At 36.9% G+C, this 24,986-nt stretch carries 26 protein-coding genes, 7 tRNA genes and 6 pseudogenes; 7 read left to right on the forward strand and 32 right to left on the reverse strand.

The window, feature by feature from the left end; genetic code table 11:
• Positions 1 to 124: 124 nt before the first annotated feature.
• Positions 125 to 742, reverse strand: a complete 618-nt coding sequence (locus NST16_RS15240) for a YdeI/OmpD-associated family protein (protein ID WP_340887399.1) — start codon at positions 740 to 742, stop codon at positions 125 to 127.
• Here NST16_RS15240 and NST16_RS20875 point away from each other — a divergent pair.
• Positions 736 to 900: pseudogene (locus NST16_RS20875) on the forward strand (hypothetical protein); the annotation flags it as partial. The gene NST16_RS15240 and the pseudogene NST16_RS20875 sit on opposite strands and share 7 nt — an antisense overlap.
• A gap of 43 nt (positions 901 to 943) precedes the next feature.
• On the opposite strand, the gene NST16_RS15245 reads toward NST16_RS20875, so the two are convergent.
• Both NST16_RS15245 and NST16_RS15250 read right to left on the reverse strand, forming a co-directional pair.
• Positions 944 to 1,321 (reverse strand): hypothetical protein, encoded by a 378-nt coding sequence (locus tag NST16_RS15245; RefSeq protein ID WP_010333140.1) that lies wholly within the window; start codon positions 1,319 to 1,321, stop codon positions 944 to 946.
• Positions 1,322 to 1,489: 168 nt separating this feature from the next.
• Positions 1,490 to 1,656, reverse strand: a pseudogene (locus tag NST16_RS15250) (tetratricopeptide repeat protein); the annotation flags it as partial.
• Between the two features lie 155 nt (positions 1,657 to 1,811).
• On the opposite strand from NST16_RS15250, the gene NST16_RS15255 reads away from it, so the two are divergent.
• Together NST16_RS15255 and NST16_RS15260 are read left to right on the forward strand one after the other, a co-directional pair.
• Positions 1,812 to 2,195 (forward strand): VOC family protein, encoded by a 384-nt coding sequence (locus tag NST16_RS15255; protein WP_340887401.1) that lies wholly within the window; start codon positions 1,812 to 1,814, stop codon positions 2,193 to 2,195.
• A gap of 360 nt (positions 2,196 to 2,555) precedes the next feature.
• Positions 2,556 to 3,017, forward strand: coding sequence for a CarD family transcriptional regulator (locus tag NST16_RS15260; RefSeq protein ID WP_268444368.1), 462 nt, complete (start codon positions 2,556 to 2,558; stop codon positions 3,015 to 3,017).
• A gap of 961 nt (positions 3,018 to 3,978) precedes the next feature.
• Here the strand turns inward: NST16_RS15260 and cspC (NST16_RS15265) are convergent.
• The 3 genes from cspC (NST16_RS15265) to NST16_RS20880 form a co-directional block, all read right to left on the reverse strand.
• On the reverse strand, positions 3,979 to 4,182 hold the full coding sequence (gene cspC, locus NST16_RS15265; protein WP_010333137.1) for a cold shock protein CspC: 204 nt from the start codon (positions 4,180 to 4,182) through the stop codon (positions 3,979 to 3,981).
• A gap of 764 nt (positions 4,183 to 4,946) precedes the next feature.
• Entirely contained in the window at positions 4,947 to 5,150 is a 204-nt protein-coding gene (cspC, locus tag NST16_RS15270; protein ID WP_010333136.1) for a cold shock protein CspC, read from the reverse strand.
• Positions 5,151 to 5,624: 474 nt separating this feature from the next.
• Positions 5,625 to 5,909, reverse strand: coding sequence for a molecular chaperone TorD family protein (locus NST16_RS20880; protein ID WP_445684597.1), 285 nt, complete (start codon positions 5,907 to 5,909; stop codon positions 5,625 to 5,627).
• A 61-nt stretch (positions 5,910 to 5,970) separates the two neighbouring features.
• Between NST16_RS20880 and NST16_RS15275 the strand changes: the two genes are divergently transcribed.
• Complete coding sequence (locus NST16_RS15275; RefSeq protein WP_340887403.1) at positions 5,971 to 6,999, forward strand: fatty acid desaturase; 1,029 nt, start codon at positions 5,971 to 5,973, stop codon at positions 6,997 to 6,999.
• Between the two features lie 435 nt (positions 7,000 to 7,434).
• On the opposite strand, the gene NST16_RS15280 is transcribed toward NST16_RS15275, so the two are convergent.
• Both NST16_RS15280 and NST16_RS15285 read right to left on the reverse strand, forming a co-directional pair.
• Positions 7,435 to 7,791: a DUF2178 domain-containing protein gene (locus NST16_RS15280; protein ID WP_326197412.1), complete on the reverse strand. Its 357-nt coding sequence runs from the start codon at positions 7,789 to 7,791 to the stop codon at positions 7,435 to 7,437.
• Positions 7,788 to 8,021, reverse strand: a complete 234-nt coding sequence (locus NST16_RS15285) for a helix-turn-helix transcriptional regulator (RefSeq protein WP_003240464.1) — start codon at positions 8,019 to 8,021, stop codon at positions 7,788 to 7,790. Before NST16_RS15285 ends, NST16_RS15280 begins: the two co-directional genes overlap by 4 nt.
• Before the next feature lie 190 nt (positions 8,022 to 8,211).
• Between NST16_RS15285 and NST16_RS15290 the strand changes: the two are divergent.
• Positions 8,212 to 8,522 (forward strand): annotated as a pseudogene (locus tag NST16_RS15290) (SMI1/KNR4 family protein); the annotation flags it as partial.
• A 473-nt stretch (positions 8,523 to 8,995) separates the two neighbouring features.
• Positions 8,996 to 9,310, forward strand: a complete 315-nt coding sequence (locus NST16_RS15295) for a YfzA family protein (protein ID WP_340887405.1) — start codon at positions 8,996 to 8,998, stop codon at positions 9,308 to 9,310.
• 680 nt (positions 9,311 to 9,990) lie between these two features.
• Here the strand turns inward: NST16_RS15295 and NST16_RS15300 are convergent.
• The 18 genes and pseudogenes from NST16_RS15300 to NST16_RS15385 form a co-directional block, all read right to left on the reverse strand.
• Entirely contained in the window at positions 9,991 to 10,467 is a 477-nt protein-coding gene (locus NST16_RS15300; RefSeq protein ID WP_101860326.1) for an HXXEE domain-containing protein, read from the reverse strand.
• 563 nt (positions 10,468 to 11,030) lie between these two features.
• Complete coding sequence (locus tag NST16_RS15305; RefSeq protein WP_268498519.1) at positions 11,031 to 11,555, reverse strand: NAD(P)H-dependent oxidoreductase; 525 nt, start codon at positions 11,553 to 11,555, stop codon at positions 11,031 to 11,033.
• A gap of 197 nt (positions 11,556 to 11,752) precedes the next feature.
• The gene (locus NST16_RS15310) at positions 11,753 to 11,872 is read right to left on the reverse strand and encodes a phosphatase (RefSeq protein WP_340887411.1); all 120 of its coding nucleotides are present in this window, start codon (positions 11,870 to 11,872) and stop codon (positions 11,753 to 11,755) included.
• Positions 11,829 to 11,996: pseudogene (locus NST16_RS15315) on the reverse strand (tetratricopeptide repeat protein); the annotation flags it as partial. The gene NST16_RS15310 and the pseudogene NST16_RS15315, both read right to left, overlap by 44 nt.
• Positions 11,973 to 12,205: pseudogene (locus tag NST16_RS15320) on the reverse strand (lysozyme family protein); the annotation flags it as partial. The pseudogenes NST16_RS15320 and NST16_RS15315, both read right to left, overlap by 24 nt.
• Before the next feature lie 483 nt (positions 12,206 to 12,688).
• Positions 12,689 to 13,864 (reverse strand): response regulator aspartate phosphatase, encoded by a 1,176-nt coding sequence (locus NST16_RS15325; RefSeq protein ID WP_286109158.1) that lies wholly within the window; start codon positions 13,862 to 13,864, stop codon positions 12,689 to 12,691.
• Positions 13,865 to 14,081: 217 nt separating this feature from the next.
• Complete coding sequence (locus NST16_RS15330; RefSeq protein ID WP_340887413.1) at positions 14,082 to 15,395, reverse strand: hypothetical protein; 1,314 nt, start codon at positions 15,393 to 15,395, stop codon at positions 14,082 to 14,084.
• A gap of 481 nt (positions 15,396 to 15,876) precedes the next feature.
• Entirely contained in the window at positions 15,877 to 16,260 is a 384-nt protein-coding gene (locus tag NST16_RS15335; RefSeq protein WP_412677097.1) for a cystatin-like fold lipoprotein, read from the reverse strand.
• 62 nt (positions 16,261 to 16,322) lie between these two features.
• On the reverse strand, positions 16,323 to 16,829 hold the full coding sequence (locus NST16_RS15340) for a hypothetical protein (RefSeq protein WP_340887416.1): 507 nt from the start codon (positions 16,827 to 16,829) through the stop codon (positions 16,323 to 16,325).
• Positions 16,830 to 16,843: 14 nt separating this feature from the next.
• A pseudogene (locus tag NST16_RS15345) lies at positions 16,844 to 17,712 on the reverse strand (bifunctional lytic transglycosylase/C40 family peptidase); the annotation flags it as partial.
• 160 nt (positions 17,713 to 17,872) lie between these two features.
• A tRNA-Leu gene (locus NST16_RS15350) sits at positions 17,873 to 17,956 on the reverse strand.
• Positions 17,957 to 18,034: 78 nt separating this feature from the next.
• Positions 18,035 to 18,116, reverse strand: a tRNA-Leu gene (locus NST16_RS15355).
• A gap of 11 nt (positions 18,117 to 18,127) precedes the next feature.
• Positions 18,128 to 18,203, reverse strand: a tRNA-Lys gene (locus NST16_RS15360).
• 27 nt (positions 18,204 to 18,230) lie between these two features.
• Positions 18,231 to 18,305: transfer RNA gene (locus tag NST16_RS15365), tRNA-Gln, on the reverse strand.
• A gap of 12 nt (positions 18,306 to 18,317) precedes the next feature.
• Positions 18,318 to 18,389 (reverse strand) — tRNA-Glu (locus NST16_RS15370).
• Between the two features lie 29 nt (positions 18,390 to 18,418).
• Positions 18,419 to 18,509 (reverse strand) — tRNA-Ser (locus NST16_RS15375).
• Between the two features lie 5 nt (positions 18,510 to 18,514).
• Positions 18,515 to 18,589, reverse strand: a tRNA-Asn gene (locus tag NST16_RS15380).
• A gap of 122 nt (positions 18,590 to 18,711) precedes the next feature.
• Positions 18,712 to 19,164 carry a SprT family protein gene (locus tag NST16_RS15385; RefSeq protein WP_010333123.1) on the reverse strand — a complete coding sequence of 151 codons (453 nt, stop codon included), beginning with the start codon at positions 19,162 to 19,164 and terminating at the stop codon, positions 18,712 to 18,714.
• A gap of 102 nt (positions 19,165 to 19,266) precedes the next feature.
• Here NST16_RS15385 and cmpA point away from each other — a divergent pair, with 102 nt between their 5' ends.
• Positions 19,267 to 19,380, forward strand: a complete 114-nt coding sequence (cmpA, locus tag NST16_RS15390) for a cortex morphogenetic protein CmpA (protein ID WP_003225207.1) — start codon at positions 19,267 to 19,269, stop codon at positions 19,378 to 19,380.
• Positions 19,381 to 19,389: 9 nt separating this feature from the next.
• Here cmpA and NST16_RS15395 read toward each other — a convergent pair whose 3' ends face one another.
• From NST16_RS15395 to rsbU, 6 genes are all read right to left on the reverse strand, one after another.
• Positions 19,390 to 21,549, reverse strand: coding sequence for a Tex family protein (locus NST16_RS15395; RefSeq protein WP_024120306.1), 2,160 nt, complete (start codon positions 21,547 to 21,549; stop codon positions 19,390 to 19,392).
• Between the two features lie 195 nt (positions 21,550 to 21,744).
• Positions 21,745 to 22,344, reverse strand: coding sequence for a phosphoserine phosphatase RsbX (rsbX, locus tag NST16_RS15400; RefSeq protein ID WP_340887419.1), 600 nt, complete (start codon positions 22,342 to 22,344; stop codon positions 21,745 to 21,747).
• Positions 22,344 to 23,132, reverse strand: coding sequence for an RNA polymerase sigma factor SigB (sigB, locus tag NST16_RS15405; RefSeq protein WP_010333120.1), 789 nt, complete (start codon positions 23,130 to 23,132; stop codon positions 22,344 to 22,346). The genes rsbX and sigB overlap by 1 nt, the downstream gene beginning before the upstream one ends.
• Entirely contained in the window at positions 23,098 to 23,580 is a 483-nt protein-coding gene (gene rsbW / locus NST16_RS15410; RefSeq protein ID WP_010333119.1) for an anti-sigma B factor RsbW, read from the reverse strand. The genes sigB and rsbW overlap by 35 nt, the downstream gene beginning before the upstream one ends.
• Positions 23,577 to 23,906 (reverse strand): anti-sigma factor antagonist RsbV, encoded by a 330-nt coding sequence (gene rsbV, locus NST16_RS15415; RefSeq protein ID WP_010333118.1) that lies wholly within the window; start codon positions 23,904 to 23,906, stop codon positions 23,577 to 23,579. Before rsbV ends, rsbW begins: the two co-directional genes overlap by 4 nt.
• A gap of 61 nt (positions 23,907 to 23,967) precedes the next feature.
• Positions 23,968 to 24,975 (reverse strand): phosphoserine phosphatase RsbU, encoded by a 1,008-nt coding sequence (gene rsbU / locus NST16_RS15420; protein ID WP_010333117.1) that lies wholly within the window; start codon positions 24,973 to 24,975, stop codon positions 23,968 to 23,970.
• Between the last annotated feature and the right edge of the window lie 11 nt (positions 24,976 to 24,986).

Genomic DNA, 24,986 nt, shown 5'->3' on the forward strand with positions numbered 1-24,986 from the left:
AGTTCTTTCATACTTTGAACCGCCCCTCTGTATTTTTTTGTGACACAAGGAATACCAAGGAACTCAAAAATCTTGGTATTCCTTCATCCTTCAATGCTTCTTTCATGACAGATTCATAGAAATCTCACTTAGCAAAATGCCTTTCTGACGAATCCTTTAATCCCTTCCCATCGAGAATTTTCTTCATATATTTTTCAATCCTTGACTCTCGAGTTTTGGGTTGTTTGGCTTGAGAAAAATAAAGAATGTATGCTCTTTGCCGTCCCGGGGTCAATGCTTCAAAAGCCGTTTTCAAAGCAGGAAATTCATCGAATTTATGTTGAAGTTCTTCTGGAATGATGTATTCCGTATTCTTTTTAACATTCACTTCCAAACCGGCTTTTTCAACTTCAATGGCTTCCTTAATATAGGCTTTCAAGATGGGTTCCATTTCAGCTATTTCTTGAACATTGGTGAACCGAATCTGGCGCGCCGCCTGTACATTCTCCGTTTGTTGGATGAGAATCCCGTGAGGATCCTGTAACAAGGCGCCTTTGTGGAACAGAAGCGCACAATATCCTTTAAATCCATGTATTAAAACGACGTTTTTCTTATTAAACGTATAGCAAGGATGCATCCACTTAAATTCTTCAGTCAGCTCACAATCAAGAACGATATCTCTCAACCGCTCATATTCTTCCTTCCACTTTTCAGCTTTACTTAAAAATTCATCAACCTTAGGATTCGTTCTACGATTTGTCATCAGGACCCTCCTCATTTAATCAAGCAAAAGATTATAAAGAATTGAAAAATCAAATGATAAATCTAAGAAAAGCATTGGAGGCTGTTGCTGATTTGCATGACAATGAGTGCCAAGGAGCAAAAGCATTTTATCACGATCATGTTAGTGTCACTGATCAATGAAAGGCCTCTTTCCTCGATAAGAGCGATAAGCTTTTCAATATTAAGATTTAACTTCTTTATTCCTATCAATTAATAAGGTTACTACAACACTAATTATGCTGACTAAAGTTCCTAAAACAGAAACAAGAATTGTCAAAAAGCCATTGGGAATAAGAAATCCAATTGGAATCATCCCTAGAAAAGTGAAAACGATAAAACATTGGTATACTCCTGATATTATTCTTACAACCATGTTTCCAAAAAAGGACAAGGCTAATGGAGGGATGAATAAGAATACAACAATCCCAATGGATATCATTAAGATCATAGGCTCATCAAATGAAATGACATTATCTCCAGGGGAATCTTTAGCAGCCACTAGTATAACAACTATAGACATAATCAGTGTAAGTAAAACCAGAAGAAATCTTTTTAACATTGTTATGGCTCCTTTTTTTATACATGTACCTATAAACGGGCACTGCCTTTTTCCATTTTATATTCAGAGAAAGATTATGCAGCCAAATCACGGGCTATAAGTAATATTTTTCACCCCTTACTATTAAGACATAAATTTACAGATTAGTAAATAAACCCATTAAGTGCATAGAAGTTGAGTTTCACCATTAGAAAAAAATTTCGCTGAGTATTTTTATCATGACTTTTATCGGTAATTAAATCCCCTTCCCTAAAGTATTTCAAATCAACATAATTTTGTCATTTAGCTTCAACATAAGTTAAAGTAAATAAAGTCTTTGTTAGGAAGCTTCGTTTTAATACGCTCTTAAGTTTTGAGTGTGCGATTTCCCTAATTCATGTAGGAATACGTTTGTTTCATGACACTCGGAACAGGACTTCTGACAAATGTGTGGGTTGTTTGCTTGCAGCCAGTACCATGCGTCATACATATCAAAGGAGGCAAAAACAGTATGAAAATCATTGTTACCAGTATATTCGTCCAAGACCAAGACAAGGCACTGGAGTTTTATACAGAAAAACTGGGGTTTGTAAAAAAGGAGGACGTTCCCATGGGTACATTCAGGTGGATAACGCTTGTTTCTCAAGAGGATCAAGACGGAACCGAGCTTTTACTCGAACCAAATGAACATCCTGCCGCTAAGGAGTATCAAAAGAAGATATTCGCCGAGGGCTTCCCAGCAACAATGTTTGGCGTTACAGATATTCAAAAAGAGTACAAACGATTAAAGGAAAAAGGCGTGAAGTTCACTATGGAGCCGACAAAAATGGGAGAAGTCACAATAGCTGTATTTGACGATACATGCGGCAATCTTATTCAGATCATACAGAAGTAACTTCATGACGAGGAGTAAACACATGGTCTACTCCTTGACTAAATTTGTGCCCATATTAGACCAGCAAACATGTCATTGATGCCAAGTCTTGAATTCCTAAAGGAGATTTCATAACACATTTTCAATGAAAAACTGATCTATGTTAAATCGGTGAGGTTTCAGGATATACATGGACCAAATGACATTTCCTTTATTGGGGAATACGACACGTAGCCTATTGTTTTGATGTTGTTTTTGCTCGATTTATTTTTTAAAAAGTTATTGACAATAAAAATATTATCATGTTATTATTAAATATTTGATATTACACCTCCATATATGGTAAGCTTAAAAAGGTTACCATATATGGAGGTGGATGATATGTTTCAAATTGGCGATAACATTGTTTATCCAATGCACGGAGCAGGAATAATTGAAGCCATTGAAGAAAAAGAATTTTTAGAGGAAAAACAACAGTATTATGTCATAAAAATGTCAATCAGTAATATGACAGTTATGATTCCAACGCGTAAAATATTGAGCTCAAATATACGTCCAGTTACTGATATTCTTGCTTTAAAACGTATTATACACATTTTTCAGCATGGAGAATCAGATAGGTTACTGCCGTGGAAACAAAGGTATCAAGTAAACACGAACAAAATAAAAACGGGTGAAATACAAGAAGGTGCTGAAGTTGTACGTGATTTAATGCGTATGAAGAAAGAAAAAGCACTTAATTCAAGCGAAAAAAAAATGTTGGATAATGCATATGAATTTTTGATTAGTGAACTGGAAGTAATTAAAGGAATCACTGAAAATCAAATAAAAAGTTTCTGTTAAAGTTAATTATAGAAAACGTATGGCATTCCAATAAACATCCTGGATTTTTCAGAATGTTATGATTAAATGGAATCATTTCAGACGTTCTACTTCTTCAACGTACTTTTAGAACATTAACCTCTTTTGTTATTCCTACAGCTAATTCATTTTTATTGTTTAAATTTCTTCTACAAACATTTGAAGTTTTATCAAAAACTCGATAAAATAGTCACTTGATTTTTGTAATCCTGATTCACACTGGCACGGACAAGGAGCCGTAAGGATGGAAGAGAGGTAGGGCTTTCATCGTGTTAGGAATAGCTAAGTGATTATTTCTAGAAAAAAATCAATCAATCTCCCCTCTATCTTTAGGAATTTCCTATATCCACTGCGACAGAAAATTGTAATTGTTTATCTTCTTTTCATAAAATATGGTCAACGATAAAAATAAGACGGAGTCTTATGAAAAAATTGAAGTAAGTGGAAATCTTGCAGATGGATCACCTGTTATGTTCATTTCAAGAATACTTAAAAAAAGGATGATTCTTTACAAAAGGGATGGTCCTTTTTGTTCACCGTTGGTAATAAGAGAATACTACATAAACTTCATCTGAGGTGATGGATTAAAAGGAAGGAGAGTGTCGGAATTATCTTGGATGACTCCCGTTTAGCGTGGCGCTTTTGGCGGTTGGTACACGACACATAGAGTTGGCTATGATTTTTAAAATTTTGCGTAAACGTTTACTTCCTAATAAGATGTAGGTGTGTTTGAAAAGAAATCAATAACTTATATACATTACCGCATATTGTCAATCCATTATGTTATACTTGTAAAGAAACCTTTGAAGCGTTACATCTTTTTTCTATTACCTTGTACCATCTCCCTACTCGAACGTTGAGTAGGGTTTTTTATTGAATTATACAGAGAACGCAAAAAAACAGGCTCTTATATTAAGAGCCTGTTTCTATAAACGTTTTAAGATTAAGAAGCTTTTTGAACGTTAGCAGCTTGAGCTCCACGAGCACCTTGCTCAACGTCAAACGTTACTTTTTGACCTTCGTCTAACGATTTGAATCCGTCACCTTGGATTGCAGAGAAGTGTACGAATACGTCGTCTCCGTTTTCACGTTCGATAAATCCAAAACCTTTTTCTGCATTAAACCATTTAACTGTACCTTGTTCCATTTTTATTGCCTCCTAGTGTGTTACCACACATTTAATTACTATCCCTGCCCAAAGTATCATCAAGACGAAAAGTCAATATTCATACTATCCTTTACACGAACAAAAATAATCTTTCTTTATCATAGCACGATTCGGAAATAATTGCAATTAAATATTATCATTTTAGTCATGGCATATTTGTTAAAGGTGTGGATACTGTGCATAAGCGGTAGGCTAAATAGAAAATGTCAATAAGCCCGCATCGAATGTATAACATGGTTTAAGAAGACTTATTAATATCTACGGTTTGAAACCCCAAATTTTTTTAAAAAAGTTCAGCTGTTTCTGCAGATGTCTCCAAACTGTCACTCATTGTTTAGCCCTATTTGCCAAGAATATTGGGCCACAAATTATCTTCCTTTTCTTCATTACCACTTTCCAAAGCCTTTCAATAATTTTGACACTCAACATTCAATTCGTATTAATGGACTCAATCAATGTTCACGGTCTAAATCAACCGATCTCCACAGGTTAGTAAAAAAAGAAAGAATAGTATGTACTTGTATTCGAAAAGAAAAATAAATAATTTATATACATTCCGCATATTGTCAATCCAGTGTGTTATACTATAAACAAACCTTTGAAGCGTTAAATCTTTTGCTATTACCTTGTAACATCTCCCTACTCGCACGTTGAGTAGGGTTTTTTATTGAGTTTTAGTATTATAGAGAACGTAAAAAAACAGGCCCCTATATAAAGAGCCTGTTTCTATAAACGTTTTAAGATTAAGCAGCTTTTTGAACGTTAGCAGCTTGAGCTCCACGAGCACCTTGCTCAACGTCAAACGTTACTTTTTGACCTTCGTCTAAAGATTTGAATCCGTCACCTTGGATTGCAGAGAAGTGTACGAATACGTCGTCTCCATTTTCACGTTCGATAAATCCAAAACCTTTTTCTGCATTAAACCATTTAACTGTACCTTGTTCCATTTTTGTTGCCTCCTAGTGTGTTACCACACATTTAATTACTATCCCTGCCCAAAGTATCATCAAGACGAAAAGTCAATATTCATCCTTTACACGAACAAAAATAATTCTTCTTTAGAATAACACGAAACGGAAATAAATGCAAATTAATATTATTGTTTTATTCGTGGCATTATTTGTTAAACATGCAGAAAAAGAGGCCTTCAATAACTATGGTTTGAAAACACCGTGAAAATGAATCGCGAGTGTCTTCAACCCTTTTTCTTTGCTTAATCGTACTTCATTATTGATTGTTAAGGATTTCTTTACAAAGCTCGGCTCAAGTGCTAAAACCAGGGCTGTTCACTGGTAAAGCTTTATTTCTGCAGATGTGCAAACGTCACCATGGTATATCCCCATTTTGCCAAAATCCTCATAAAAATTAAAACTTGATCTCAAATCATCTTCCTTTTCTTCATTACCATGTTTGTTTCTCAATCAAGGTTCACGGTCTAAATAAACCGATTCCCATAAGAGTGCAGGGAGAGAGTTTGGCTCGATAAAGAGATGGGTATAATCTTTATACAACTTTTGTTTCCAGGCTGTCCCTGCTAATAAAGATTTAATTAAGCTGGAAATCAGTTTCGCATTTCCAACTATTTTACAGATGGATTGAAAAATCGCTCCATTTGACAGCTTTTGAAAAGGATCCTTAGCTGGCTGGCAAGTTATAACAAAACCATGATACTTATCATATATGGAGTATGACAGCTGGGACTTCAAAGGGAATAAAACGTTTTCTATACTGAGATTAAGAACATTAGGGAAGGGGAAACTTTAATAAATGAGTAAAGAAAACCTAAGGACTTTGAGAAAACTGGTTACCCCTTACGAAAAGTCCGATTTACAAAAAAGTATTTATCAAATCATTAACACATTGGTACCATTTTTCCTGTTATGGTTTTTGGCATATAAGAGCTTGTCAATTTCTTATTTCCTTACACTAGCAATTTCTGTCGTTGCGGCCGGATTTTTGGTGAGAACCTTCATCATTTTTCATGATTGCTGCCACTATTCCTTTTTTAAGAACAGAAGGGCGAATCGAATCCTTGGAACAATAACAGGAATTCTGACTCTGCATCCTTTTGATCATTGGGCACACGACCATTCTGTCCATCATGCGACAAGCAGCAACCTGGACAAACGCGGTACAGGCGATATTTGGGTACTGACCGTTGAGGAGTATAAGGAAGCCTCAACGAAGACAAAAATCATGTACCGTTTGTACAGAAATCCGTTTGTCATGTTTATTATTGGGCCGATTTACGTCTTCGGGATTACCAATCGTTTTAATCGTAAAGGGGCAAAACGCAAAGAACGGATGAATACGTATGTAACGAACCTGGGTATCGTCGCTTTGGCAGCACTTTTATGTTGGGCTATCGGCTGGCAAAACTTCCTGCTGGTTCAAGCGCCAATTTTTATGATATCGGGAACCCTCGGAATTTGGATGTTTTATATTCAGCATACGTTTGAGGATTCTTATTTTGAAGAAGATGAGCATTGGGAATATGTAAAAGCAGCAGTGGAAGGAAGCTCTTTTTATAAGCTTCCAAAAATCATGCAATGGCTAACAGGCAATATCGGTTTCCATCATGTTCATCATTTAAGCCCGAGAGTCCCAAACTATAAGCTCGAAGAAGTACATAACAACACTGAACCATTGCAAAACGTTCCGACCATTACACTGGCAACAAGTCTTAAGTCGTTAAAATTCCGACTATGGGATGAAGAAGGCAAAAAATTTGTTGGTTTTAACCATTTAAAAAAAGCTTCTAAAAGCCAAGTATCAGTGCGGCTAAAAACGGATTAAATACACTCCCTTAATCGAGATAAGGGACAGTGTATCTTGAAGAATAAAAGTGCAGACTCGCGCAACAAGTTTTGTGCAGGGGTCAGCACTTTTTTAATGCCACATACACTTGCAACAAAAAAATAATACCAAAGGTGATGAAACCCCTGGTATTAATGGGATCGCCGAGAGGACTTGAACCTCCACGGGTTATTCACCCACTAGGCCCTTAACATAGTAATTCTTTAACATTGGTTATGAAAGCTTATTTTCATTACACTTTCTAACTCCTTTTTACATCATGTCATAAGCTTGTATGAATTATGTTAATAATTGGTGAGTAATTAACACCCTTACTTCCCCACACCTTCAAATCGTTACCTCTCTTAAAACAATTAAAACTACAGAGCCACTATATTTATTGGTAATTGAATTTACATTTTTCCATTTAGTTCTTTAGTTTGAAAAATCTTTTTTATATCGAACGGCTAGATAGATTCCTGAAGCTAATAGCGCAAGAGAATATTTAAATAAGAAGAAAACTTGCCACATATATTCTTTCGGGAAAATCAAGTCGCACAAAATGACTCCATATAACATAAAGAGGGCACTTTTTAATGATATTTGATTTGTTCTCTCGTCAGCCTTACCCATTTTTTTAAGAAATATGATTGTCAGAATCAACCCGACTACAAGCAATACAAACCCGCTACCAATAAGAATACTCCAATTTCCTTGAGAATGTTCAGCCCAAGACCTTAAAGGGGAAAACATTGCGTTAGTGATAGTATCTGTGATCGAATTCACTTTCATTTTTGATCATTTCCTTTCTCATAAGTAAAAATCTCGTTTACATCCACATTAAAAAATTCGGCAATTCGAAAAGCTAACAGCAGAGTCGGAACATAATTTCCTTTTTCCATTACGAAGATGGTTTGTTTGGAAACCCCGACTTTCTTTGCTAATTCTTGCTGAGACAATCTGGCAAGTACACGATATTCATAAACCTTATTTGAGATCGAATCACCAAAATCTTTCTTCATGACCATCACCTCTTGAGCCAAATTATAAACTGACCTTATACAAAAGTAAAGTAAACTTATACAAAAATATAAAATACCTTTATGTTTACCTAAATTACTTTGATTTAACATGAACCTGATCGCATAAAGAACCTGATAAAATTCATGATTTTGTTAGGTTCGATCTGGTGTAATTTATGTTTTATAAGTTCACGGTTTTGGTGTCGCATACGGAACAATGATTATTGGTTATGACTCTGAAGGCGCTGAAGTTGTAGAGCAAACCAAAGAATACAGAGCGTTCTACAATCTTATACCAGGTCTTGTTGTTATTGAGTATATAGATAAATTTTCTTATTGTCTTGATACAAACAGAATGGTAGATGGAGAGTGTCTAGTTATTCTTTGGGATAAACATAAGGATATGGATATACAGCTGCAAGTAATTTTCTAGAATTTCTTCTTCAGCGACTAGAAAAGGGTAAAGAGGATTTAAATGAAGATGAGGATTGGGAAGATTAATCTTTACACTCCCTCAAAATAAAGATTTTCCTCGAATTGAATGATTACAACATAAAAAAACCGTACCAAGATGTTTTGGTATGGTTTCTAAGATAGACCCTCAACCTAGTAAAAACGTATAATAGGTTACAAAAGCTTTTAATCAAAGCATTTGTTTATTTTATTTACACCTCATCATTTTTTATGAATTCTGGGCACAAATTGGGCACCTATTAGAGACCAACGGAACTCTACATTTCATCAAGTGTTATGTCACTCATTGCCCTGTCGTAAAAAAATAATTCTAACTTTAATATTGCTCCCATTCTTGCTGTGTATGCAGGTATCTCTCCGCATCAACTTCCTTCAATATCTGAACAATTATCTAGCTTGGTTTCAAGTGTTAGAATCCATCAACATTAGATTATGAAACTTATTCTTTAATTTTCCGTATATCAATATAAAATGGTATCTAATGCAGGGAGGAATATTAGTTGGCTGAAAAGCAAAAAAGTGTTCCATTTTTGAAAAAATATTGGGTTTCTCAAATTGGTGTATTTTTATTGTCACAGATCATTTTTATTACATTTGAAACAACAGTATGGTTACCTAATTATAGAGAGATTGATGGAACACTATTTGGGAGAATTACGGAATCGTCAATTTTTATAAATTGGTTTACTTTTTATGAAACACCACAATTAAATTTACTTACTGTCTTTTTTGGCGTCTTCTTTCTTGTGCCTGGAATAATAAGTGCATTAAAAAACGTATTTTCGCCTAGACACTATAGTAATAGCTCTAAATAACCGTGATTAAAAATAAATATGGTTTATTAAAATGAATAAAGTTTGAGAAGAGTTGTACTTAAAGTAACGGGTGCGTTAGTTGAACAATTCAATGTTATAAGAATGGAACTTCCATATATTTGGGGTTCTATTTTTTATAAGTAAACCAACATTAAACCACAACCATTTAAAAAAAGCTTAATCAAAAAGAGTAAGCTTTTTCTAATTATTTTAGTAACCTATGCCCCTACCCTATCTGCAGCCACTTTGACTTCTGTACTATGATCACTTTGCAAATAGTTTTCTTGAATTTCTTCTTCAGCAACTTAAAAAAGGTAAAGAGGATTTTGACGAAGATAAGGGTTGGGAAGATTAATCTTCCCATTCCAAATAAAGTTGTTTTGGGGATTGAATAATTATAATATAAAAAAACCATACCGAGATGTTTTGGTATGATTTTCTAAGCTAGACCCTCAACATAGTAAATCCATAACATTGGTTATGAAAGCTTGTTTTCATTAGACTCTTTATATTTATTTGCCATCTTTTCTATACGTTTACATCAATTATGGTTTAAAAAATGGTGAGCCAAAACAATGAATGACCTTGCATTTTTTCATCTATATTGATTAAGAATTCCAATTTCTTCCTTACGAATAAAAGTTTCACCTTCTTCCTCAATTCTAATCAAATCAAACTCATTAAGAAGATACTTTATCACCAACTTTAAATAATAATGGAATAAGTGCTAATAAAATAATTCCTACAACCAACGTAGATATTATTAACTCCTTCCATACAATCAAATTCTTTAAAAACATTTGATAAATAACTAATGAGTTTACTGGAATGTTAAGCAATAAGCCCGTAAGAAGTCCAGGTGCATACTTTTTCATTAAAACAGTTGCAATAAGATGTGGAAAAATAGCGTTGATAACCATAGAACCTAGAAAGCCAATGAAAATCCATTTTGCAATATCTGATTCTGGCATATATAAAAAACCAAATGCAGATAAATAAGCCAACATAGTTATAACAATGACAGCAAAATGAAATTCATTTGAGGTTACTGGCTTTTGAAACTTTGAAGGTTGTTGTGACCACTCAGGTAACCAAATAGCTTCCTCAATATTATGCAGTGTAATAGCAAAACAAAAAAATACTACGAAATAAACCATCTATCATTTCCTCCTCGGTGCCACGTCTCTTAAAGGAATCACCCAATATGTTTTAACAACATTATATTACATATGAGGGTGAACTATATGGTGTTAAAAGACAGCAGAAACCTGCCTAAGCAGTTGCTTCTTTTTTATATGTGCAATAACGTGTTGTTGGTGGCATGTCATGAACTCCTAAAGGAGATTTAATAACTCCAACAACAAAAAAAGATACCAATATGTTTTGGTATCTTCATCTAAATCGAGTCCCTCAACCTAGTAAAAACATATCATGAGTTACAAAAGCTTTTATTCAAAGCATCTGTTTATTTTATTTATACTTATTTTCATCATTTTTCATGAATTCTGGGCACAAATTGGGCACCTATTAGAGACCAAGGAACTCTACATATCATCAAGAAATATGTACTCATTGCCCCTGTCATTAATTTCAAGCCCTCGCTCTATGCCCCTGCATTCAGTATTAGATGTAACTTTGAAATAAAGTTTGATTAAAATCTATCACAAACCCTTATTTTCACAACACATAATTTGTTTCAGCTTCCCTCGCGAATACCGGATTAATGCTCAGCTTTAAGATAGTCAACCAATTTCTCCGCACTGTTCTTAACATCTTCTTTTGAAAGGTGAAGTGTCCCATATTGTGTAAACGCAGGAAGAAAACGCATTCCTATATACTTAGCAGTGACTTGAAACGGTCTGATAAGCTCGCTGATCGTGATATTATATTCTCCGCCTGCTTGATAATCAGATTCCTGTGCGCCTAAGGAGATAGCTAAGAGTAGTTCTTTTCCATGCAATTTCGTTCCTCCAGTTCCAAAAGCCCAGCCATGTGTTAACACATCATCTTCCCATTGTTTGAGTAACGCGGGACTGCTGTACCAATACATTGGGAACTGAAAAACGATACGCTCATGATCTAACAGGAGCTGCTGCTCTTTTTCTACATCAATGATAAAATTAGGGTATTCACCGTACAGGTCATGAACCGTAATGTCATTCTCTTGCTTTAAACGATTCATCCAGGTTTTGTTGACAACAGACGTTTCCAAATTAGGGTGTATAACGATAACTAATGTTTTCATTTGACTGATCATCCTTTCTTCGCCGATTAGTTATTATTGCTTTTACGATAATGAATTGATTCTAATTTTAAAATAGCCACTTTATTTACACTTATTTTATCATTTTTCATGAATTCAGGGCACTAATTGGGCACCGATTACATTTATAGTCCAAAAAAGCTTAATCTTTTAAAAAAGATTAAGCCTTTTTAGTACCCTCATGCGCCTACCCGATCTGCAGCCACTTTGACTTCTGTACTATGATCACTTTGCAAATAAGTTATTGAAAATACACTACTTAAAATCACTGCTACCAATAGAATCCGGCTGATTTTCATTAATAATCTCCCCTTGTTTAATTTTTCGTCTTGCTTCAATACTCATACGATAATATTCATTAGAGAGCATTAAATTTCCTTGTTCATGAAGATAATCAGTGACTTCAATCGAGTTTTCTGGGTCAGTTATGGAGTTAGGAGGTAAGCCAATACTTTCGGAACTTTGCATAATATCTGAAGAATGCCCACCACTTTCTTGCATGGTGAGCGCCATAATAATATTCACTTGGTCAAAAACACCTTTCTGACGGGCGTATTTTTCGTACACAGCTCTAAATTCTTTCCACTTCCCGGTGCAATGCCAACCGTTTCATATTCGCCATCTCCGCCGCCTCCTGCTTTAGTGAAATGGTTATAAGCACTATTGCATGCGGTGAATAATAAATTATTTCAGTATAAACAAATAAACCATCATCATTGTAGAGACACCAGTAGATCATTTAAAAATAAACAAAAAAATACCAAAGGTCTAAAACCCTTGGTATTATTGGGATGCGGCCGAGAGGACTTGAACCTCCACGGGTTATTCACCCACTAGGCCCTCAACATAGTAAATCCATATCACTGGTTATGAAAGCTTGTTTTCATTACACTCCTTATATTGATTTGCCATCATTTCTATACGTTTATATGAATTATGGTTAAAAAATGGTGACCAAAAAAACAATAAACGTCCTTCCTATTTTTCTTTGATCTTATTGATTAAGAATTTAGAATTTGTCAATTCAAAAAAATCATGCTGCAACTCTGTCCGATGCAATCTTTATTTCATGATTGTCTTCCATTTTAGTTTGCAAATGGTTCAAAGTTAAAACACTACTCAATACCAGCACTGCCAACAGAGCCCGAGTGATTTTCATTGATAACCTCTCCTTTTTTTATTTTCTTTCTGGCTTCAATGCTTAAACGATAATATTGGTTTGAAAGCACCAAATCGCCCGTTTGGTGAAAGTAATCCCCAACTTCTATGGCGTAATTCTCAACATCAGCATACAATTTTTTTGATTTTAAATAAGTAAAAGCATCTTCAATATGATGATATTCACCATTTGAAAAGTAAAGTCCTTCTAATATTTTGAATTTCGCCGCGTATTCATTATCATTATTTTTATTACTATACATTTTCCCTTTCTTAAAATATTCAAAAGCCAAATTAAAGTCCTTCTGTTTCGCTTTGACATGTGTCAAAATAAATAACGCTTTCGACACAAATGAGTTATTGCATTTTTCTAAATACTCTAAAGACAATTCCAAGTGACGAGATGCCTTTGTATATTCCTCCAATTCATCAAAACATATACCGATATTTATATGAGACATTCCAATTAAATGATCAATATTTATTTGTTTTGCTATCTCTAATGAATCAAAAAAAACTTGTAATGCCTTCCTATATTCCAATGAATCAATATAATTGCCGGCAACAATGAATTGACAGCGTAACGTTTGAACAGCATATTCCTCATACTCTCTAAATATTTTTAACGCACGATTTGCATAATTCATGGAGAAATACGTTTGTTTCATATAATAATACACATAGGACACTTTGAAAAAAAACTCTGCTTTTTCTATTTTGTCCTCAACTTCCGACAACTTTGATTCTGCTATTCGATAGGCGCTTATCGCCGTAGTCAATTCTTTACGCCTAAATTCATACATACCTTTAAAAAAATAATAATAGTATTCCAGCATTCCGGTTAATTGCCCTTGCTCTTCAATCTCTTTTATAGTCTCATAAGCACTGTTCAGATCATCTATTTCCTTTGATTCCATATAACTCAACATTATCTCGTGCCTAAATTCCAATAGCTGATAATATAACAATGCATCTTGGTTTTCTTCCATGGTTAGTAATTCTTTCTCTACTTCTGTTTTTATAATCTCTGCTTTTTCAACTTGATCATTTTTTATTAATGTATACCATTCATTTAATTTTTTCGTGACTAAGTCGTACGGAATTTTATCTTTATCTAAGAAAACACCCCGCAAGAAAATTCCCCCATCCTTACATAAATTGTGCGAATATTTACATTAATTGTATTATGTCAGAACAACCTTTATTTTACAAAGACGAATTGCAAAAAGGTACATTATATCTACTCCTTTGCGGTTTTTTTGCGGTCATAGCAATTCTTTCGAGACTTGACTTTATTGTTGTACAAAAAAAGAGAGCACTGATTGGCCCTCTTTAATTCTTTTATTCTTATTAAAATATGTTTTGATAATTAACTTCAAAGCCTTCTTCTAAGTGCTTACAGACTTCATCTTTAATTATCTTATAATCAGACTTAAAATCATTTCTTTTATAGCATTGCGGATTACCATTAATCCCCTTTAAAAGTTTTTCAAATTGTTCTTTGTTAAAGTTCTTATAGTATGGCGTAACACAATAATTAAACGTATAATCAGCATTATTAAAGAACTGACTATGTATGTGTTGACTGATCATAAGATCATAAAATTCTTCTAAGCAATCATGTTTAATCGCTAAATTTTTTAAAAACTCTATCTCGTCTTGTTTAAACAAAATATATTGAGCGTATGGTGTTACAGAGTTTATATATTCATATTCATATGACTCGGAATCAAGTTTTTCAAAATGCTCTTTTACAGATGGTAAGAGAAAATGTGCTAAATATTTGTACTTATTATTTTCCTTCACTCTATTTCGAATTATCTGTTGAGAATGTGTTTTCAATTCTTTGAAGATATTTGGAAATAAAGCTAATAAATTAATTAACTTCGATACTATTATTGTTTCGTCAGTAAAATCACTAAATAATTCAGTTTCCTTTTTAACTAGGTCCTCTAACAGATCTCGATTTTGTTCTAATAAGATTATAAGAACATCGTAGTTCACCTTTCTATTTTTGTCCTCATTTTCCCCCTTCTTTTTGAAGACAAATTTCCAAAGGTTTTTAAATACATACTCTGTTAGCTCATCATTAAAGTAATTAATATATTTTGAATTAAGATAGGTCTTTAACTTTTCATCTGATGAAAATTCATTCTTAACCCTTGCAATCTCCATGAGAAATGGAACAAAAACTTGCTTTGAAAATATCGGTTTCTTTTTAAGCAAACCGTCCAACATATTTCTAATATGCGATTTAACTAATTCCTCTGTAGGTTCGTATAAAATCTCGATAGAACTAACAACTGGATGGGCAGATAAATTTCTGTCATTTTTCAATGCCAATATATGTGAATATACATCATTTTCTAGGATCTTTACTTCTCGAAATGCTTTTTCTATTAAATCATTTTCCCATTGTGGCGAAACTGGATTTTCATCCTTATCAGTATTTAAATCATTAAGTACTTTTTCTGCTTTTTGGTCGTTATGGATATCTCTAAGATCAGAGAGTTTATAAATCAAATCACAAATGACTACAGAATATAACATCACTATTGCAGATCTAAAATTTTTATTTTCATAAGAACTTATAACTTCCTCGAAATAACTCTTAGTCTTGTGATGGTCTATTTTTTCCATCTCTTCTCTAATATTATACGACATCTTAACACCCTTCTTAATAGGATTTTCTTGTATTCACGTTTTTTATATTATACATCACTACTTCAAATAGAACACAGCAATCCTTTTTTAGTTTCTTCACCTTTTGCGTCTTAATAATAGGTTTTTCTGAAACTTAATATAGATTGAACCGTAATAAGAGTAGAGATGAAAGGAGGTAGGTATGTGGCACGATGTACAAGTTGTAATTATAAGTGGAAAGCCAAAGAGGTTTGGTCACTCGGATTTTCAAAGAAGGGAACAGACTGTCCCAACTGTGGGATTAAGCAATATATTTCCTCTGAAACCCAACGGACATTTACTTTAGGGTATTTAAGTCTAATATTTATTGTAATTTTTCCTTTCATTATCAAGTTGAGTGATAAAGACGAAAGTTTTTTTCCATAAGTTTGATCTAGTTTTTGTGAGCAATATTATACACCAACTCTATCAGCAGAAATTTGAAGAGGAGCAAACACATAGTTTACTCCTCTAACTTAGTTTCTTCACCTTTTGCTTCTTCATAATCTGGTATCTTCTTTGACAGCCCCAGTCTGTCATTTTCTCCATTACCCGGCATATGATCAAGTTCCTTATAAGAATCACCGACCTTTTCATAATATGAGTAAGGGGCTATCTCTCTATTTGGATTATCTGTATAAAAACCGAGCTGAATATATTTCCCACCATCAAAAACCCGAACTATTGCATTTTCTCTTTCCATTCCGTCTGTATCAAAACCATATTCTTTATCTTTCTTTTTCTCCAAACCTATAACTTTATCAATCGCATCATCATATTTGTTTCCGCCACATGCAGTTAAAATTATCATCATTATTAAACTAAGGAAAATAAAAAGGTTTTTCAAAATAAACATTACCTCCTTTTTCAATATTTAGTATAAACAAACAATTCGATCTTTTCCACCTTTTATCCATTTCCCTTGACCTGCACATTATCAACTAACCAACCATCTTTCTCTTTTTTCATAGTCGTTTGAACAATCAACACTTGATTCGTAGTAACTGAATTTGCGGTTGTGGCGATTTCAACAATGTTTAAAAACAATTCATGAGACTCATCTAACGGCTTTGAATAACTCTCAAGTGAAAGTAATTCACTTTGCACACTGACTGTGTGCTTTTGATCTGAGCGAGAAGGGAATGCATAGTCAAACCCTTTTTTGGTTGTATGCTTCTTAACTGTTTCATATCGCTTATCTATGTCTGAGTAATTAAAAAACGCTTCAAAAAATGCTTTATTTTCCGAAGCGCTACTTGTTGACTCTATATGGTTCAATTGCTTAATTTTTTCTGTCAAAACTTCATTTTTATCCTTTAATTTTTCAATCTTATACGTTTGCTGTCCATTCGTAAAAAATCCCGTCAGCAATATCAATAATAAACAAGCTGCAGCCCATGCAATGTGTATTTTCATGTTTTCACTCCTAGTTATTTGATTCGTCCAAAAGATACAAGGTGCTCTCTCCAGTAACCTGATTTCAGATCAGAATATTGGATTCCACTGTCATTCGAATTAAACATTCTGCCATTGCCTACATAGATGCCAACGTGAGTAATGGCTTTTCCTTCATATGTGCCACCAAAGAACACCAAGTCACCCGCAGTCGCTTCTTTTTCACTTATTTTCTTTGTTGCCCCATGTTGTTCTTGTGCTGTTCTAGGAAGAGTGATACCAGCTTTCGCAAAAGACCACTGAACAAGGCCCGAACAATCAAATCCAGTTTTCGGGTTTGAACCACCCCAGGCATACGGTTGCCCTTCATATATCAAAGCTTCTTTCATGACCGTTTCATAGAAATCCATAGAACCATTCACAGGCTTCACATTTTTATCAGAGCCTTTTACATACCTCATGACATGATCAACATAACTAGGGTCACCATAGCTTTTCCAGCCCATTTTAAAAGCTTGCAATCGGCTAAAATCGAGTGCCAGTTTCTTTGTGTATTTCCCGCCATTCTTTTTCACATAGTCTATAAATCCAGAACCAAAGTTGTATGCCTGTAAGGTTAACCGAACATCACCGCCAGCCTGTTTAAAAACCTTCTTAAAATGTTTAATGCCGACTTCAATCGAACGTTCTGGGTCAGTTATGGAGTTGGGAGGTAAGCCGATACTTTCGGAACTTTGCATGATATCTAAAGAACGCCCACCACTTTCTTGCATGGTGAGCGCCATAATAATATTCACTTGGTCAAAAATGCTTTCCTGACGGGCGTACTTTTCAAATACAGCCCTAAATTCTTTCCACTTCCCGATGCAATGCCAACCGTTTCATATTCGCCATCTCCGCTGCCTCCTGCTTTAGTGAAATGGTTATAACCACTATTGCATGCGGTGAATAATAAATTATTTCAGTATAAACAAATAAACCATCATCATTGTAGAGACACCAGTAGATCATTTAAAAATAAACAAAAAAATACCAAAGGTCTAAAACCCTTGGTATTATTGGGATGCGGCCGAGAGGACTTGAACCTCCACGGGTTATTCACCCACTAGGCCCTCAACCTAGCGCGTCTGCCATTCCGCCACGACCGCGTGACTATTAAAATGTTGTGCTGGTTTTCAGGCTCTTAACCTAGTAAAACCAATTTGCGTGCACTTTGTAAAATAAAGTGCGGGTGAAGGGACTCGAACCCCCACGTCGTAAGACACTAGATCCTAAGTCTAGCGCGTCTGCCAATTCCGCCACACCCGCAAAAAGACAAATGGTGAGCCATGAAGGACTCGAACCTTCGACCCTCTGATTAAAAGTCAGATGCTCTACCAACTGAGCTAATGGCTCTTACTATTTAATTTCAAAAAATAAAAATGGCTGGGCTAGCTGGATTCGAACCAACGCATGACGGAGTCAAAGTCCGTTGCCTTACCGCTTGGCTATAGCCCAACGAAAATGGAATGACCCGTACGGGATTCGAACCCGTGTTACCGCCGTGAAAGGGCGGTGTCTTAACCGCTTGACCAACGGGCCGATGGTTGAGAACTTATATCGCAATCTTATGGCGGAGAAGGAGGGATTTGAACCCTCGCGCCGCTTACGCGACCTACACCCTTAGCAGGGGCGCCTCTTCAGCCACTTGAGTACTTCTCCAAATATGGCTCCACAGGCAGGATTCGAACCTGCGACCGATCGGTTAACAGCCGATAGCTCTACCACTGAGCTACTGTGGAATAATGAGACAAGATTCATTATATCAGGCTTGTCATTCAGAGTCAAGAGGAAATGTTTTTTATTTATCTCTCGTGACGACTTTTATAATGTAACATAGGCTTGCCAGTTTCGTCAACCTTTTTTACGAAAAAATTCTTTTTATTTTCCCGCGGCATTTTCCGCATCTGTATCTGTCAGGATTCATGGCGCGTCTCTTTATATACTGTTGGCCGCAAGCCGTACATATATACCTATATGTTTTTTTGCTTTCTGTTTTTTTCTTTAGAGGCGTACAGAAGCGGGGCGCATTGACTTGCTGGAGAAGCGTTCTGAAATCTCTGTCCCTGTGCTTGTATCCTTTTCCTTCAAGGTGAAGGTGATAATGGCACAGCTCATGCTTGATAATGCCGATCAGTTCCTCTCTGCCGTGCTCAATCAAATATTTTCTGTTCAATTCGATGTTATGAGAGGTTAACAGGTATCTTCCGCCGGTCGTTTTAAGTCTGTCGTTGAAAACAGCCTGATGTCGAAACGGCTTTTTGAAAAATGTGTTGGAAATATCCTCTGTAAGCTTTTGCAGCTCTTTATTATCCATGGTGCACCTCACTAAAAAAACATTGAACGGGACAATTCACTGTTCGCATACAATAGGGTAATCACCGCCCCTCTTATATCAAAGCTGAGGAGGAATGAGCCTATGCCAAATTGGCTGAAAAAGCAGATGCAAAAAGCGTTCCTTGAAAAAGATAATTATCAAATTAAACTGCTGAATCAATGCTGGTATTTCTATAGGAAAAAACACTGCTCGTAAGCAGTGCTTTTATTTTACCATAGACAGTGATACTCTGCCTTTTTGCACATCGACACCGTCAACCCAAACCGTCACGATGTCACCGACGGATACAACATCAAGCGGATGCTTGACGAATTGATTGCTGAGTTTTGAAATGTGCACAAGCCCGTCCTGTTTGACTCCGATATCAACAAACGCTCCGAAGTCCACTACATTGCGCACGGTGCCCTGCAGCTCCATTCCTTCTTTCAGATCCTCCAGCTGAAGGACGTCTGTTTTCAGCAGAGGCTTAGGCACCTCATCACGCGGATCACGTTCAGGTCTTGTCAGCTGTTCACAAATGTCCTTCAGCGTAATTTCACCGATTCCCAGTTCTTTTGCTGTTTCAGAAAGCTCCAGTTTGTTGATTTTGTCCTTCAATTCCGCCGTGCCGATTTGCTCTGTTGAAACACCGAGCTTTTTCAAAAGCGTTTTTGTTTCTTTATAGCTTTCCGGGTGGATTCCTGTTCTGTCCAAAGGCTCTGTCCCTTCCTGCACTCTTAAAAAGCCGATACATTGTTCATAGGTTTTCGCGCCGAGCCTTGGAATGTCTTTCAGTTCTTTTCGATTCGAAAATTTTCCGAGCTCTTCCCGCTTTTTGACAATGTTGCCCGCTACGGACTTTGATAATCCCGCTACATACTGAAGCAGCGCCGCGGAAGCTGTGTTGACATTTACTCCTACCTGGTTTACGACTGTCTCAACGACAAAGCGCAGGGATTCATTTAAGCGTTTTTGGCTGACGTCATGCTGATACTGTCCGACACCTACAGATTTCGGGTCAATTTTGACGAGTTCCGCAAGCGGGTCTTGAAGTCTCCGTGCGATGGATACTGCACTGCGTTCCTCGACCTGAAGCTCAGGGAATTCTTCTCTGGCAAGCTCAGAAGCCGAATATACGCTTGCCCCCGCTTCATTGACAATCACATAATAAATATCACGCGGCGTGTCCTTCAGCACATTCACAATGAATTGCTCTGTCTCCCTGGAGGCTGTGCCGTTTCCAATCGCCACCATTTCCACTTGATACTTTTCTAGAATCGCTTTCACTTTCTCATGAGCTTCCTTTGTTTTTTTGACAGGTGCATGCGGGTAAATCACATCAATTTTTAAGACTTTCCCGGTTTCATCTGACACTGCCAGCTTACAGCCTGTTCGGAAGGCCGGATCTACACCGAGCACCGTCTTGCCTTTCATCGGCGGCTGAAGGAGAAGCTTTCTGAGGTTCTCAGAAAAAATATGAATCGCCTGTTCATCCGCTTTTTCCGACAGCTCTTTTCTGATTTCACGTTCAATAGCAGGCTGAATCAGTCTTTTGTAGCTGTCTTCAATCGTTTCCTGCAAGATTTCTTTTACAGACGTTGAACGGTTTTTGATGATTTGTTTTTCTAAGTAAGCCTTAATGTGATCTGCTGGCGGTTCGATAGACACCTTTAAAATGTCTTCTTTTTCGCCGCGATTCATGGCAAGCACTCTGTGCGGAACGACCTTTGCGATTGGCTCTTCATACTCGTAGTACATTTCGTACACGTTTTTTTCATCTGTGTCTGCTGATTTTCCGGCAGCTGACTTGATCGTTCCTTTTTTAAAGGTTTCCTGGCGAATCCATTTTCTGAAATTCGGTTCGTCCGAGATTTGTTCCGCAATAATATGCTTGGCGCCTTCAATGGCTTCTTCTCTGGTGAACACTTCTTTTTCTTCGCTGATATATTGGTCTGCTGTTTCTGCAAGGCGGTCATCTTGCGGAAGAGTCATGATATAGTCGGCAAGCGGCTCAAGACCTTTGCTTTTGGCGACTGTCGCTTTCGTTTTGCGCTTTTGTTTATACGGACGGTAGAGGTCTTCTACTTCCTGAAGTTTTACGGATTGGTCAATTTTGCGTTTTAATTCATCTGTTAGTTTATCCTGCTCAGCGATTAGCCTGATCACTTCTTCTTTTCGCTGATTCAGGTTTTGTATGTATTGCCATCGTTCAGAAATGGTCTGAATCTGAACCTCGTCCATTGAACCCGTCTGCTCTTTTCGATATCTGGCGATGAACGGAACTGTGTTGCCATCCTCAAGCAGACGGATGACGCTTTCAACATGTTTTTGTGATAAACCTATTTCTTTCGCAATTTGCTGTTTCAAAAGGGCTGACGTTTCCATGTAACCATAGCCTCCAATTTTGTCGTTCTTTCTCTAGTGTATCAAAAACAGAAAAAAACACATAAAAAAAGACAGCTGATGTATTCATTTCTAAAAGTTTCTGTAAACCGCCGCTCATAAAGTTCCGTAAGTGGCTTATTAATAGCCAGCTACAAAAAAAGAAGCCGGCTTTCCCAGCTTCTTTTTTCTACATTCCTAGGACAGCAGTCCAAGAATATATGTCAGATCGTCTCTTCTAGATGTCGTATACATTTTCAGCGAATTTGATATTTCTTCTACCGATTGGCCTTTTTTTAAGTGGGAGCGGATATCGGGTACGTTGAGTCCATCTGTATGTATAATGAACTTAGAACCCTTTTCATAGGTAGCGGTGTGCGTTTTGTATTTTTGCGGCTTGCCTGATAAATAGCCTGAAATCGGGAGAGGATAAAAGCTTTCACCAGACGGGGAATGCAGAATAAACTGTACATTTCCGACGGAGCAGTACGTAAACTGCCTTTGTTCAAAGTTAATTTTCAAAACAGAAGCTGTAGCCCCTCTTTTGTTTTTCATCGCCTGATTACAGCGTTCGATGATGCTTTGTACGTCTTCGTTCGCATAGTTTTCCACTAAGTCTTTGATTGCTGAAGAAGATTCGTTGGCAAGCGATCCGCTTCCAAGTCCGTCAGCTACCGCACAAATTAATTCTTGATCATCAGCTTTCATAAAAAAACTGTCACCGCAAATCGATTTTCCTTCTTTACTCAGTTGGTATACAAGGGTTTGAATATGCTCGTTTTCTTCAACCTGGATCATTACATTAACTCCATGGAGGGATCTTCAATCAAGGCCTCTCTGAGCTTCTTCACAGCTTTGCGCTGCAGACGCGAGACGTGCATTTGAGATATACCGAGAATGTCCCCAGTTTCTTTTTGACTTTTGTTTTGAATGTACGTTAGGTCTATAATTTGTTTTTCACGGTCTGACAGGACATGAAGCACGCTCTGCAGCATCATTTTCTGGTTCACCCGCTCATATCCATCCTCCTGTGAACCGACGATATCGAGAATGGTAACTGTGCTTCCGTCCGCATCTGCTTCAATACTGTGATCAACAGATAAGGCTTGATAGCTTTTGCCCATCTCCATGGTTTCAAGAACCTCTTCCTCTGATACATCGAGGAATTCAGCAATCTCTTCCACTTTCGGCGACCTTTGTGTTTCTGTCGTCAGCTGATCGACCGCCATTTTGATTCTCGGCCCCAGTTCTTTGATTCGTCTCGGAACATGAACGCTCCATGTCTTATCTCTGAGGAAACGTTTAATCTCCCCGATTATGGTCGGGATCGCAAAAGCTTCAAACGATTTGCCCACCACAGGATCATAGCGCTTTATCGCGCCGAGAAGCCCGATCATGCCGACTTGGCGGAGATCTTCGTGGAAGCTTTTGCCCTTTGAGTATTTCTTCGCAAGCATATCAACCAGATTCGTATACACCCGCACAAGCGTTTCCTGCGCCTGTTCATCTTGTTTTGTTTGGTAATCGCTTATGAGCCGATCGACTTCATCTTTAGTTAGTTTCGTAGTTTTTGATGGTTGTGTCATGATCAACTCGCTCCCCATTTAAATACTTTGTCATCGCTACGGTGACGCCGGAGTTGTTTTGCACTCTGACTTCATCCATGAGCGTTTCCATTAAATATAGACCGAGCCCTCCTTCTGATAATTGATCGACTGTGTGTGAAGGTGTGTACGGCCCAAGATCCTGCTGCTTTTCATCAAAATCAAAGCTGTCGCCTTCATCTGCCACAATGACCTCTAAACGATCCTCGAACACGCCGAATCGTATTGACACTTCCCCGTTTTTGTCTTCTTTATAAGCGTGCTGAACCGCATTTGTACAAGCTTCGCTCACTGCGATTTTCAGATCTTCAATTTCATCGTACGTATAGCCCATTCTGCTTGCAACGCCAGACAGAGTCAGCCGTATAATCCCTACGTATTCAGGCTGGGCCGGCACTTTCATTTCGATGTAATCAGCTTTGTTATTCATTGCACTCCACCTTCTGACTTTGCTGAAATATCAATGATGTCCTTAAGACCAGTAATTTCGAACAGACGGATCAGCCGGTCAGACAGATTTTCAAGCTTAAGGGAACCGCCTTGTTTTTTCACTGTTTTAAAAACGCCTACGAAGACGCCAAGTCCGGTACTGTCCATGTAGCTGACATTCTTCAGACAAATCCTTAAGTCTGCGCCTTCTTCCGCCAGAGGAACGAGCTTTTCTCTGAGAACCGGCGCTGAATACACATCAATTTCTCCAGCAATGTTTACTTGTATATCATCGACATTCTGTTTCACATCAATATTTATATTCATTCGTTTCACCTCAAATTATCCTTTAAATAACTAGTAGTTATATACCCACGGCCGGCGAACGCTAAACCTTTCTTCTTAAAACAATTAACGTAAAATCATCATGAAGCTGAAAATCCTGCAATTTGAGGAGGCTGTCATAAATGTTTTTCACCATTTCCTGGGCATCGCAACACATATGTTCCTCAATGAGCTTTTGTATATCGTGACGCTCTAAGAAACCGTTTTCCGTCCTGCATTCTGTAACACCGTCAGAAAATAAAACAATCATATCTCCCTTTTCAAGTTGCTTGTCAAATTGCCTGTAGTCATAATCTTGCGAAATTCCGAGAACAAGCCCTTTAGCATCTAAATCATAAAATGTATTATCTTTTTGAGAATAGTAAAATCCTGGTTCATGTCCCGCTGAAGCGTATGTAAATCGATGATTGTCCGTATTGTAATTGGCATAAAACATCGTAATAAACATACTGGCATCAACGTTTTGTTCAACAACACGATTCAAGTTTTTCAGCACCTGTGATGGGTGAATGCCTGTTTCCGGCAAAGAATCCATTGCGTATTTAATCATAGACATACATAAAGCTGCCGGAATCCCTTTACCGATGACGTCAGCAATGGCAATATTAATGGACTCTTTGTCTTTAACAAAATGATAATAATCACCGCTCATCTGTTTGGCGGGCACACTGATCGCGCCAATGTCCAGCGCTTCTTCCTCCGGAATTTTTGTTCCTAGAAGCGTCTGCTGTACATTAGCTGCAATTTCAATTTCTGATTTGATTTCCTGCTGTATCCCCCTAAGGGTTTGATGCTCCTGATAAGCCATTCCATATCCAATCATGACTTCAATTAAAAAATCCAGCGAATGAAAAACATCTTCCGGGAGACTTGGATACAGCTCCTTCAGCACTTTTCGGTGAATGCTGATGATTTCTTCCGGAGGAATTTGATGCTCGATTGTTTTTCGGCTGAATTTTTGGGCCTGATATAAAGATGTTTCCGTTAATTCGGCTATATATCGATTAAGCAGCTGATGATACCGCTGCTCAATAACCTCCCTAAAATCCACTTTCTTACCTC

This window comes from Bacillus sp. FSL K6-1005 (genome assembly GCF_038000225.1).
In the GTDB taxonomy this organism is placed as follows: Bacteria; Bacillota; Bacilli; order Bacillales; family Bacillaceae; genus Bacillus; species Bacillus mojavensis.